Origin of the sequence: Arenibacter flavimaris (assembly GCF_030291335.1) — a bacterium.
Lineage (GTDB): Bacteria > Bacteroidota > Bacteroidia > Flavobacteriales > Flavobacteriaceae > Arenibacter.
The window spans coordinates 14,784-28,096 of sequence record NZ_JASWIM010000031.1 but is presented as its reverse complement, the minus strand read 5'-3'; the positions used below and the strand labels follow the sequence as shown (position 1 = coordinate 28,096).

The 13,313-nt window shown below is 40.3% G+C and carries 9 protein-coding genes and 1 pseudogene; 8 read left to right on the top strand and 2 right to left on the bottom strand.

What is annotated here, in order from left to right:
- Window positions 1–14: 14 nt before the first annotated feature.
- Window positions 15–251 carry a CDGSH iron-sulfur domain-containing protein gene (locus QSE00_RS19380; protein WP_286107148.1) on the bottom strand — a complete coding sequence of 79 codons (237 nt, stop codon included), beginning with the start codon at window positions 249–251 and terminating at the stop codon, window positions 15–17.
- A 54-nt stretch (window positions 252–305) separates the two neighbouring features.
- Entirely contained in the window at window positions 306–1,505 is a 1,200-nt protein-coding gene (locus QSE00_RS19375; RefSeq protein ID WP_286107146.1) for a heparan-alpha-glucosaminide N-acetyltransferase domain-containing protein, read from the bottom strand.
- 134 nt (window positions 1,506–1,639) lie between these two features.
- Here QSE00_RS19375 and QSE00_RS19370 point away from each other — a divergent pair, with 134 nt between their 5' ends.
- From QSE00_RS19370 to QSE00_RS19335, 8 genes and pseudogenes are all read left to right on the top strand, one after another.
- Complete coding sequence (locus tag QSE00_RS19370; protein ID WP_110355401.1) at window positions 1,640–2,173, top strand: NADPH-dependent FMN reductase; 534 nt, start codon at window positions 1,640–1,642, stop codon at window positions 2,171–2,173.
- Between the two features lie 6 nt (window positions 2,174–2,179).
- Window positions 2,180–3,478 carry an anthranilate synthase component I family protein gene (locus QSE00_RS19365; protein ID WP_286107144.1) on the top strand — a complete coding sequence of 433 codons (1,299 nt, stop codon included), beginning with the start codon at window positions 2,180–2,182 and terminating at the stop codon, window positions 3,476–3,478.
- Between the two features lie 84 nt (window positions 3,479–3,562).
- On the top strand, window positions 3,563–4,408 hold the full coding sequence (locus QSE00_RS19360) for an alpha/beta hydrolase (RefSeq protein WP_110355399.1): 846 nt from the start codon (window positions 3,563–3,565) through the stop codon (window positions 4,406–4,408).
- A gap of 32 nt (window positions 4,409–4,440) precedes the next feature.
- The gene (tilS, locus tag QSE00_RS19355; RefSeq protein ID WP_286107142.1) at window positions 4,441–5,748 is read left to right on the top strand and encodes a tRNA lysidine(34) synthetase TilS; all 1,308 of its coding nucleotides are present in this window, start codon (window positions 4,441–4,443) and stop codon (window positions 5,746–5,748) included.
- Window positions 5,745–7,727 carry a protein-disulfide reductase DsbD family protein gene (locus QSE00_RS19350; RefSeq protein WP_286107140.1) on the top strand — a complete coding sequence of 661 codons (1,983 nt, stop codon included), beginning with the start codon at window positions 5,745–5,747 and terminating at the stop codon, window positions 7,725–7,727. The genes tilS and QSE00_RS19350 overlap by 4 nt, the downstream gene beginning before the upstream one ends.
- A gap of 116 nt (window positions 7,728–7,843) precedes the next feature.
- Window positions 7,844–9,715 (top strand): CocE/NonD family hydrolase, encoded by a 1,872-nt coding sequence (locus QSE00_RS19345; RefSeq protein WP_286107139.1) that lies wholly within the window; start codon window positions 7,844–7,846, stop codon window positions 9,713–9,715.
- Window positions 9,716–9,806: 91 nt separating this feature from the next.
- Window positions 9,807–12,206, top strand: coding sequence for a penicillin acylase family protein (locus QSE00_RS19340; RefSeq protein WP_286107138.1), 2,400 nt, complete (start codon window positions 9,807–9,809; stop codon window positions 12,204–12,206).
- Window positions 12,207–12,414: 208 nt separating this feature from the next.
- Window positions 12,415–13,257: pseudogene (locus QSE00_RS19335) on the top strand (YifB family Mg chelatase-like AAA ATPase); the annotation flags it as partial.
- Window positions 13,258–13,313 lie beyond the last annotated feature (56 nt).

Sequence of the window (13,313 nt, the reverse complement as noted above, 5' to 3'; positions counted from 1 at the left end):
AATACAAATTGTTTTTACAACTTATGGGTACCGTCACAGTACGGTGGGTTTTTGGTTAATTTACAGGAGCACAAATGAGCTTTCTTACTTTCTTCGGCCATAAAGACCAAAGGGGGCGTAGCATTTTCCGCCTTATGGGAACCATCGCAAAAAGGTTGCACGTTACTATGGCTACAGGTACACCACTTATATTGTTTATCCTTCACCAATTCCACCGCAATGGGTGTATACTTTTTGTTCGTCTCGCTCATCTATATTTTTTGTACGAAAATAAGAGAAACAATAGTAGCAAAGGGATGCAACCACTAATTTTTCACCATTCTAAATAAGCGCATTAAGGTTAGCTTGGATTTGAGTAAGAATGCTTTTAGCAAAGGCTGACCTTCCTCGTTCAGCCAAGCTTCGCCTTTTTGTTGCACAGCCCTGACCACTGATGACAATTGCAATTTTATATAAACCTTATTCCTTTCGTATTGTAAGGCCAACAAGGTCGTTGCAATCATAAAGGCCAGTGCACCCGGAATAACAATAGTAGGGGACAAACTATGGTTCAAAAAATAATACAGCCCCAAACCGGTAAAGCTTCCGTACAATATTATATAATGGATAACATAGATAGATAAGGTACTTTGCCCTATCTTAAGTATACTACCATTGCCCATAAATTTTCTAAATAACATAAAAACGGCAAATACCAAGGAGACATCCCCTAGCCGTATGAACAGATAGTTATTAAAATACACTTTGGAAAACACCAACATTCCGGTCCAGTTATATAACTTTAAAAAGAAGCCTGATGAATAAAACATAAGACCAATGCCAACCATGGTAAAACTCACAATGGCAGCAGGGTACAAATATTTAAAATCTTTGAATCTATTGAACAATACGGACATAAAAGCCCCAATAGAAGCATACCCGAACCATGGTATTATGGTAAATACGGATCCATTGGCCTTGGTCAGGTAATTGGCCACCATCTGTGGCAGATAGTGATGGGCGTATTGTTTATAATTGGGTTCAAGTACAAATAAAACAAGGGTAGTGACCATTAAAACACCCGGAAACAGATACTTATTCCTAGAAATGGTAAGAAGATAAATGCCTATAATCCCCAAAATGGATAGGCCAATACAGTGAAGCACATCTACTAAATAAAAAGAACCATAAATCTGGCCCTTTAGCAGTCCAAAAAAGTTCAATCTAAGCAAGTAGCCTATGGCCAATAATTGCAGTCCCCTCTTAATGCCTTTTTTTACCCGTGGATTGTTAATCCCAATCTCCTTTCCTTTAATTAGGAGATAGGTAAATATAAAGCCGGAAACTGTAAAAAAGACTGGTGCCGTTACCCCCCTAAAATATTTCCAAACAGCATAGACCATATTGGAATTATCCCTAAATGCATTGTCCAAAAGTCCATCCACAAAATGCCCCTGTAGCATCATAAGGATTGCCCATGCCCTTATAGCATCGATAAAATACAATCTTAGGTTGTTAGCACCCATATTAACTTTTATGTACACCCTATATACTTGTAAAACAGTAGCTTTGGATGTTTTCGAGTGCAAAATTATGCAATTTCCTCGCAATTCAATCTATTTTACGGTATTTTCGTTGTGCAAACAATTAAATAATCAAGATGTCCCATATACTGGCATTTGCCGGAAGCAATTCCAGCACCTCCATCAATTATAAATTAGTAAAATATACCGCCTCCCTGATTACGGATCATGAGGTTGAACTTATAAATATGGTCGACTATAATTTTCCTGTTTTTAGTGAGGATTTGGAAAGGGAGGAAGGTTATTCCGATTTATTGCGAGGGTTAAAAGACAAGATAGTCCATGCCCACGCCCTCATTATTTCTGTAAACGAACACAACAGCAATCCTTCCGCTTATTTCAAGAATGTATTGGATTGGTTGTCCCGAGTGGACAGGAATTTCTTGGTGGACACAAAGGTTTTCCTAATGTCCTGTTCCGGAGGTAGAAGGGGAGGTACCGGCTCCTTAGAGGTGGTCCAGGGAATTTTACCTCGATTTGGGGGCGAAATTTCGGCTACCTTTTCCTTGCCATCCTTTAATCATACCTTTGACAAGGCAAAGGGCATAACAGACCCTGAGCTTGCACAAGCCCACAAAAAAGCATTGGAAATATTTTTATCACAAATTTAAAAGTCTTTGCGAAAAAAGGTTTCATTTACAGTTTCGGATATTATAAGTTTTAAACAATCCCTCTTACATTGGTCCCAGCAATATTATGAGGTTGTATGGTTGGACAGCAACGCCCATAGAAGAAGTTATAGCTCGTTTGATGGTATGCTTGCCGTGGATGCACTCACATCGATAGTAACGGATACCCAAAACGCATTTGAGGACTTAAGCAACTACCAAACCAATGTCAAAGACTGGATTTTTGGTTATCTTTCCTATGACGTAAAAAATGATACGGAACTGCTTTCCTCTTCCAATGCCGATGGATTGGACTTTCCTGCTCTATATTTTTTTCAACCCAAAAAAATAATAGAAATACAGAATACCGTAGTCACTTTCCATTACCTAAATATGGTTGCCAATGAAATTGAAGGTGATTATAAGAATATCCTAGAAGCAACTACAGCGTTTGAACCAGAATTGGAAAATCAATCCAATATCAAAATTAAGCTTAGAATATTTAAGGACGAATATTATAGACGTGTGAATAAAATGCTGAACCATATCCATAGAGGGGATATCTACGAAGCCAACTTCTGCCAAGAGTTTTATGCGGAGAACACTAAAATAGATGCTTTAAAGACTTATTTGAAACTGAATTCCATCACCAGGGCCCCTTTTTCGACCTTTTTAAAAATAAACGATAAGTACTTATTGTCATCTTCCCCGGAACGCTACATTAAAAAATTGGGCAACCAGATTATATCCCAGCCTATTAAGGGTACGGCAAAACGTTCGTTGGATGAAAATGAAGACAGGCTATTGGCAGAAGCTTTGGAAAAGGACCAAAAAGAGAGGGCCGAAAACATTATGATTGTGGATTTGGTAAGGAACGATCTTTCCAAAAGTGCTTTGAAAGGTACGGTCGAGGTCAAGGAACTATGCAAGGTGTATTCCTTTGACCAAGTTCACCAGATGATTTCCACTATAACAGCAGAGGTCTCCAGTACCAAAAATCCGGTGGATATTATCAGGGAAACCTTCCCCATGGGTAGTATGACAGGAGCTCCAAAAGTGTCGGCCATGCGAATAATAGAGGAACTGGAAGCTTCAAAAAGAGGACTTTATTCGGGCACCGTGGGCTACTTTACTCCTGAAAACGATTTTGATTTTAATGTGGTCATTCGAAGTATTCTCTACAATAAAACATCCCAATTTGTATCTATTTCCGTGGGAAGTGCCATAACGGCCCAGGCAATTCCAGAAAAGGAATATGAGGAATGCCTGCTTAAGGCCAAAGCTATGAGACAGGTACTTGAAAATTAATGGGTCGTTTGGTTATAATCAATTTTCAATCTAACTTAAGCCATTATAAATTTAGGCCTACCTAATATTCATTATACAAATTCTATGGATGTAAGAATGCTTGATCTTCAGTTTAAGAACCTCCCAATCAATGCATGGTATGCCAGACCCAAAATAGTTAGAGGGGCCATCGTATTGGTCCATGGCTTTGGGGAACATTCGGGACGCTATAAGGATGCTGTGATTCCAAGACTTTTGGAAGAAAATTTGGCCGTTTTCTGTTATGACAATATAGGCCATGGCAAATCTGGCGGAAAACGGGGACATTGCCACAGCTATACGGCATTGTTGGAACTTTTGGACAATATGATTGCAAAGGCAAGATTGCTAAATCCCAATAAACCCATATTTCTTTACGGCCATAGTATGGGGGGAAATTTGGTTTTAAACTACGACATGAGAATAAAATCGGAATTGGCAGGTATTGTGGCGACGAGTCCATACCTAAAATTGGCCTTTCAACCTCCAAAATGGAAAATGGTCCTGGGCAAATTAATGCTGGGAATGATTCCTTCAGTAACCATGTCGTCCGGCCTGGATCCACAACATATCTCTAGAATAAATCAGGAAGTGGAAAAATACATTGCAGACCCCTTGGTTCATGACAGGGTAAGCCCCATGTACTCTTTTCCCATAATGGAAGCGGGTGAGTGGGCTATAAACAATGCCAGTAAAATAAAGACCAGCACACTTTTGTTGCACGGCACTGGGGATAAAATTATAGATTATAGGGCTACTGAAAAATTACATAAAAACTCAAATTGTACCCAACTCCATTTAATTGAAGGCGGCTATCACGAATTGCACAATGATGTTGGCAGTAAAAACACTTTGGATATAATTGGCATTTGGTTAAGGAACAGGCTGGACCACTTCTATGGCCAAAAGTAGTTGCTATCATTTTTCTTATGTAAATTAGCCCTGTGTTAGAAAATTTCAGGAATCACATAGATCTGCACTTTCCCCATCTTAAAGAAGGTAAATTTATATTGGCCTGCAGTGGGGGTATAGACAGTGTTGTGCTGGCACATTTATGTTCTTCTTACCATTTGGATTTTGCCATAGCCCATTGCAACTTCAAACTGCGCGGTTTGGAAAGTGATAAGGACGAAGATCTGGTCCGAAAATTAGCCAAGGATTTGGGCAAAGAAATTTTTGTGACCAGTTTTGACACCCATGGGTACATGGCCCAACATAAAACCAATTTGCAAATTGCAGCACGTGAACTCCGCTATCATTGGTTTTCGCAAATCATGGCCAATCACCATATTAAAACCCTAGTAACGGCCCATCATGCAGACGACAATTTGGAAACCTTTCTTATCAATCTGTCCAGGGGAACAGGCATTGAAGGCCTCACCGGAATACCATCGCATACAGATACTATCTCTAGACCCTTATTGCAATTTTCCAGAACCGAAATCAAAAAATATGCGGAATCAAACGCTATTCACTGGAGAGAGGATGCCAGTAATGAGAATACCAAGTATTTAAGAAACAACATTAGACATAATATTATTCCTAAACTAAAGGAACTGAATCCCAGTTTTCTGGAAAATTTTTTAAAGACCCAAGCGTATCTCACACAGACCCAAGAAATATCAAAGGAGCATATAACCTGCTTAAGGAAACAACTTTTTTCAAAAGAGGACAAGGTGGAAAAGGTAAAAATAGCCTCACTGCTGGCACTTCATCCTACCAAAGCCTATCTTTTTCATTTCTTTCGGGAGTTCGGGTTTACACAATGGGATGACATTTACTCCCTACTAAGCGCCAATAGTGGTAAAGAAGTACATTCCAACACCCATAGATTGCTAAAGGACAGGGACTTTTTGTTATTGAAACCCAAAGTTCCACAAAATGCCGAGGTTTTTCATATTGAAGTGGAACAAGAAGCAGTCTCAGTACCCATAAGCCTAAAATTCGAAACTGTCAAAGCCATTGGAGAAATCTCTACAAACATAATTTATGTAGATAAAGAAACGTTAAAGTACCCATTAACAGTCCGTAAATGCCAAAAAGGGGATTATTTTTATCCCCTTGGAATGTTGGGCAAGAAAAAAATATCGAAATACTTCAAAGATCGGAAGATGGATGTTTTTGCCAAGGAAAATCAATGGTTGTTGTGTTCTGGCGATAATATTGTCTGGATAATAGGAAAACGTGCCGACGACCGATTTAAAATTACCGACAGGACCAAAGAAATTTTAAAAATTGTTTTGGAATTATGAAACAGATATTGGGATCGATTTTAACAGTACTCAGTTTTTTCTTGGGTTTTTCCCAATCGGATGAAAATCCGGCCATTTGGACCTATGAGGCCGAAAAAATATCGGATACGGAATACAACCTGATATTTAGGGCGGATATATTTGAAGGCTGGCATATCTATTCGCAATTTACGGATGAAAATGGTTCCTTGCCCAGTGAATTTACATTTGAAAAAGCGGGAAGCGACTATGAACTGGTAGGAATCACTGCAGAAAGTGAAACCCTCACGGAATACTCCGATATTTTTGAGGTGGATGAAACCTTCTTTAAGGAAAAGGCAGTCTTTACCCAAAGAATAAAATTATTGAATCCGGAGGTCACCCAGATCGATGTGGGGTTGTTCTATCAAATCTGCAAGGAGGTTTGTATCCCAAAGGATGAAGTCTTCCATATTTCCCTGACAGGAGAGGAAATAGTTGTTGCGGAGCAACAGCTGGATCAGCGCAGCCTGGACATGAGCGCTGCTTTAATGCTGGACCTAAAGAACAAGGAATTGTTGGTGAATGGGGATGACAATGCTGTGGATGAAAAATCGGGTCTGTGGACCATTTTCGTTTTAGGTTTTTTAGGTGGATTAATTGCACTGCTCACCCCCTGCGTTTTTCCCATGATACCATTAACGGTGTCCTTTTTCACCAAGCAAGGGGCCCATAGATCCAAAGGGATAGCAAATGCATTGCTTTATGGATTTTTTATTGTATTGATTTATTTTCTTTTGAGCTTACCTTTTCATTTGTTCGATTCTGTGGATTCACAAATTTTGAATACCATTGCTACCAATGTTTGGCTGAACCTATTTTTCTTTCTCATTTTCATATTTTTTGCCTTCTCCTTTTTCGGATATTATGAATTGACGCTCCCTAGTTCCTGGGCCAATAAAATGGATTCTGCCTCCTCCAAGGTGGGAGGCGCAATCGGAATCTTTTTTATGGCCGTTACCTTGGCCATAGTTTCTTTTTCCTGTACCGGTCCTATTTTAGGAGGATTGTTGGGAAGTACTGCCTTGGCGGAAGGGGACGTGGCTACCAACCTTTCTACGGGGATGGTCGGCTTTGGAGTGGCCCTGGCCTTACCCTTTGGTCTTTTTGCATTGTTCCCTACTTGGCTTAATTCCCTGCCTAAATCAGGAGGATGGATGACAACGGTAAAGGTTACCCTCGGATTCTTGGAACTGGTGTTGGCTTTTAAATTTTTGTCCAATGCGGACCTAGTAGGCAACTGGGGAATCTTTAAACGGGAGATCTTTTTAGGGATTTGGATAATATTGTTCGTATTGCTTTCCCTTTATTTATTTGGAATCTTTAGATTTCCGCACGACGGGCCAAAACAACGATTGTCCGCCGGAAGAAAGCTCACGGCTGTCCTAAGCAGTTTATTTGCCATCTACCTAGTGTTGGGGTTGTCAAAAATTACCGATTTAAAACTGTTGAGCGGTTTTCCACCCCCACAGTTTTATAGCATTTTTGAAACAGGGAGCGATTGCCCCTTGGGCATAGAGTGTTTTAAGGATTTTGACAAGGGACTTGCCCATGCCCAAAAGGTAAATAAGCCAATTTTGTTGGATTTTACGGGCTGGGCCTGTGTAAATTGTAGAAAAATGGAGGAAACGGTATGGAGCGAAACGGATATCTACCCCATACTTAAGGACGAATATGTTTTAATATCGCTCTACATAGATGATAGAAAGGAACTACCCGAATCGGAACAATTCCTATTTAAGTACGAGTCGGGACGTGTCAAAAAAATCAATACCGTTGGTGAAAAATGGGGTACTTTCCAAACCTTGAATTTCAACGCAGCTTCACAGCCTTATTATGTGCTTCTTTCCCCCGATTTGGAAATTTTGAACACTGCCGTCCAATACACGGATAGGGACACCTATAAGGAGTGGCTGCAAAAAGGGGTGGGTAATTTTAAGGAATTGGGGCAGCTTAAATAATATCCTCATAAGAAAATGCTTGGTGGTTCAACCATTGAACCGCATCCCTTTAAAGAAAAGTTATCCTGAAATTGGCATAAAATTGTACGAAATCAATTAATACAAATTCAACTCTCATGAGAAAGTTTATATTTATTTTATCAGCTATTTTCCTGGTATCCTGTGGAAGAACAGGAATTGAATCTACAACCAATACTCGGACTGTCGACTCATATAATCCAAGGGATTTTTACAACAAAACAGAAGTCGCCATTCCTATGCGTGACGGAATAAAATTGCATACCACCATTTATTCCCCCAAGGATACTTCCAAGAAATATCCCATCATTATGTCCAGAACGCCATACAGTTGTAGGCCCTACGGTTCCAATGAATATAAAGCCCTGATATCGCCGAATAGAAAAATGATGAAAGAGGGAAATATTGTAGTATACCAAGATGTTAGGGGCAGGTGGAACAGCGAAGGGGTCTATGACAATATGAGAGCTTTTATTCCCAATAAAAAAAATGGGGAAGTGGATGAGGCATCGGATACCTACGACACTATAGAATGGTTAATAAACAATGTTAAAAACCACAATGGCAATGTAGGTATATGGGGGATTTCCTATCCGGGATTTTATGCTACCTATTCATTATTGGATGCCCATCCCGCGCTAAAGGCAGTTTCCCCCCAGGCCCCTATCGGAGATTTCTTTTTTGACGATTTTCATCATAATGGAGCATACTTATTAAGCTATTGGAGGGCTACGGCCGTATTTGGATATATGAAAGACCAACCCACTACCGAAGAATGGTATACTTTCCCGGAATTGGGCACGGAAGACCAATACCAGTTTTTTTTGGATGCCGGCCCATTGTCCAATTTGGACAAGTATTATAAGGAGGACAATGTTTTTTGGCAGCAACTAAAAGAACATCCGAACTATGATGATTTTTGGCAAAAGCGTGGAATCATACAACATTTGGAAAATATCAAACCGGCAGTGATGACCGTAGGAGGTTGGTTTGATGCGGAAGATCTGTACGGTCCATTAAACACCTATGGACATATAGAAAAGAACAGCTCCAATTATAACACTATCGTAATGGGGCCATGGAGCCATGGAGATTGGTCCAAGGAAACAAAACGCCAAGCCATTGGCAATGTATATTTTGGCGATGACATCTCTAAATTCTATCAGGAAAATATTGAAACCAGATTTTTCAATCATTTTTTAAAAGGGGAGGGGGCGACCACCAATTTGCCCGAGGCCTACGTTTTTGATACGGGTAGCAAGGAATGGAAAACTTTCAACGCCTGGCCTCCCAAAAACACCTCTAAGGAAACCTACTCCTTACAGCGCAATCAACGTTTGGGGCAAATAGCGGCAAGGGAATACTCCTTTCAGGAATTTATAAGTGACCCCAAGAAACCAGTACCTTATTCCGAGGATATAAAGATGGTATTCACCCCTCGTAAGTTCATGACCGATGATCAGCGTTTTGCAGCCCGTAGACCCGATGTTCTATTGTTTGAAACCGAGCCCTTGGAGGAGCCACTAACCCTTGCCGGTGATATAATGGCGAAACTTAGCGTTTCCACCAGGGGGACGGATGCTGACTGGATCGTTAAGATCATCGACGTATATCCTGCAGACCACAAAGATTACGAGGAGACACAGGACTACCTGAAAATGGGCAACTATCATCAAATGGTCCGTAGCGAGGTAATGCGTGGCCGATTCAGAAACGATTTTTCAAAACCAGAGCCTTTTGTTCCCGAGGAGGCTACTCAGGTAAACATTCAATTACAGGATGTTTTCCATACATTCAAAAAAGGCCACAAAATACAGGTACAGGTCCAAAGTACTATGTTTCCATATATAGATATTAATCCTCAAACCTATGTGGAAAATATTTTTCAGGCCAAGCCCGAAGATTTTCAAAAACAAACACATCGTGTCTACAACACTTCTTTAATAGAGTTTACTGTTCTAAAACCTTGATAATATTTTCACATTACAAAAATAAATGTACTCTTACAAGTACTTTTATTATATCCTAAATTGACATACCTTTAAGCTAAAACCCATAAGTGTGAAAGTATTAAAAAAGCTGCTCTGGATAGTTTTGGGCCTTATCGTAATATTGGCCCTGAGTAGTGCCATTTATGTTTATACCCATACCCCGGAGTATGCCGGCAACATTGAAACGGATAAATTAAATAATAAGGTGGAGGTTTATTTTGACACCTATGGCATACCCCATATTTATTCAAATTCCGAAGAAGATGCCCTACGAGTACTGGGTTATGTCCATGCCCAGGAAAGACTGTGGCAAATGGAGTTGTTGCGAAGGATTGGAAAAGGTGGACTTTCGGAAGTTTTTGGTGGGGACATGCTTAAAACGGATAAATTTTTTCTATCCTTGGGCATAGACGATGCCTCTCAACAAACCGTGGAAAAGCTTTCAAAAAATGACCCCATGGTAAAACTTTCCCAAGCATATTTGGATGGGATCAATAAGTTTATAGCAGAAGGGCCAACTCCTATTGAATTCCATCTTACGGGCCTGGAAAAAACGCCATTTACCCTTAAGGATGTCTATAATACCGTGGGATATATGGCCTTCAGTTTTGCCATGGCCCATAAGACCGATCCTTTGCTAACCAATATCAAGAATAAATTGGGGCCTGACTATTTAACTGATCTGGGGTTGGACTCGGATCCCAATTCAACATTGATCAAAAATTACAGACCGAGTATTCGCGATTCTATTAAAAATGAGATAACCGGTCTGGTTACAGAGGCGTTGAAGGATCTACCCGTACCGCTATTCGAAGGGAGCAATAGTTGGGTTATAGCTCCCAATAAGACCAAAAACGCTAAGGTTATTTTCGCTAACGACCCCCACATTGGTTTTGCCCAGCCCTCGGTTTGGTATGAAGCCCACGTAAATAGCCCCAACTATGAAAAATACGGATATCACCTGGCCGGGATACCATTTCCCATATTGGGCCACGACAGGAATTTAGCTTATGGGATTACCATGTTCGAGAACGATGATATTGATTTTTACTATGAAGAGGAAAATGCAAGTGACCCCAGCTTATACAAAACCTCCTCTGGCTGGAAAAAATATAAACAAGTATCCAAAACTATAAAAGTAAAAGGGGGAGAAGATGTTCATTTTTCCTTTAAGAAAACCCATCATGGTCCAATTCTCAATGGTATTGCCGATCAAGTGACGGACCAACGCCCAGTAGCCATGTCGTGGATCTATACCAAATTGGAAAATAAGGTAATGAATGCTCTTTATGGCATGTCCCATGCCCAAAATTTATTGGAATTTCAAGACGCACTGCCAGATATTCATGCCCCAGGTTTAAATATTATGTACGGGGATGCTGTTGGTAATGTGGCATGGTTTGCATCAGCTAAACTTTATCAAATGCCGGATAGTACCAATACCAAATTTATAATGGAAGGCAGTACGGGAGAGCAAGAACCCATTCGTTATTTAAACTTTACCGAAAATCCCATGGCCATTAACCCACCTTGGAACTACGTGTACTCTGCCAACAATCAGCCCGATTCCATCAACGGCCGATTGTATCCAGGATATTACTTGCCAGAGGATAGGGCAAAGAGAATAGTGGCCCTTTTAGAACCAAAAAATAATTGGGACAGGGAGGCCGTACAGGAGATGATGTTGGATGATACCTCCATTGTAAATACCGAAGTGGTCACCAACCTGTCCAAAAGCATGGAAGTGGAGCAATTGAACGAAAAGCAAATCGCAATCTTGGACAAATTAAACTTATGGGACGGCAGTAATCAGTTGCAACAGATAGAACCTAGCATTTACAATCGCTGGATATATTTCATTTTGAGGAATACTTTCGAGGATGAATTGGAAACAGAGATGTTTGGACAAATGTTGGATACCCATTTTCACAAACGCCTAATAGCAGATTTGGCGGAAAAGGAAACCTCTGTATGGTGGGACGATATAAATACCAAGGATAGTGTGGAAACAAAAAAAGAAAGGATAAACCTTTCCTTTAGACAGGCATACCAATCTTTGGAAGAGGAATTTGGCAATGACTCCAATAAATGGACATGGAATAAGTTGCACACTCTGGAACACGGCCACCCCATAGGGCAGATCAAAGCCCTTAGATCTCTCTTTAATGTTGGTCCTTTCCCCGTTTCCGGATCAAGGGAAGTAATCAACAATATGGACTTTAAATATGACGATACCGGTTATTACCGAGTTAGCTCAGGTCCGTCCACAAGGAGGGTAATCGACTTTTCGGATATTGAAAATAGTACCAGTATACTTCCTACAGGCCAGTCCGGGAATCCTTTTAGTGAACATTACGACGATCAGGCCGAAATGTACAATCAAGGTAAATTTCGAAAAATGATGATGAACAAAGAGGAAATTATTGAAACCAAAAAATCACTCTTGACTTTTGAACCGACTAAAGAATAAATATCCAAGAATTTTCATGGAGCGGCAACTAATAGTTGGAAAAGAAAATCTACCTCGACCCGTAATCTGAACATTGAACAAGTAAAAGTTCGCCACAACAAGTGATGTAAGTTACCATTGCCTTGAGTCCTTAATTTCCTAAAATTTAGCACATTGGCTACGCCCAGAATTTATTTTATTTACTTAAATTTATCTAAATTATAAGTAAATGCTTACAAAAATTTATGGTAGTGCGGTTTTTGGGGTAGAGGCTACCACCATTACCGTTGAAGTAAATATCGACAAAGGCATCGGCTATCATTTGGTAGGATTGCCAGACAATGCCATCAAAGAAAGTAATTACCGAATAGCGGCAGCTTTACAGAACAATGGTTACAAAATTCCAGGAAAAAAAATAACTATTAATATGGCACCCGCCGATCTTCGCAAAGAAGGTTCGGCCTACGACCTTACCCTGGCTTTGGGGATTCTCACTGCCTCCCATCAGATCAAATCGGCATCCATAGAAAAATATATTATCATGGGGGAGCTTTCCCTGGATGGGAGTTTACAAGCCATAAAGGGAGCCTTGCCCATAGCCATCAAGGCCAAGGAGGAAGGCTTTAAAGGATTTATTTTACCCAGTGAAAATGCTAGGGAGGCCGCTATAGTGGACGATCTGGAAGTATATGGTATAGACAATATTAAAGAGGTGATAGACTTCTTTGATAAAAATGCCCCTTTACAGCAGACCATTATAGATACCAAAGAAGAATTTTATAAAAAATTGGATTTTCCTGAGTTCGATTTTTCGGATGTAAAAGGGCAGGAGAGCATAAAACGCTGTATGGAAATTGCTGCTGCGGGCGGACATAACATTATCCTGATAGGTCCACCAGGTGCTGGAAAAACCATGTTGGCCAAACGCCTACCGTCCATTTTACCCCCCATGACCTTGCACGAAGCCCTGGAGACCACCAAAATTCATTCTGTTGTGGGGAAGATCAAGAATATGGGCCTTATGAACCAAAGGCCTTTTCGCAGTCCCCATCATACCATTAGTGATGTTGCATAATATAATGTGTACATAACCAATTTAATCTCCTATATTTACCAACTTACTTATTA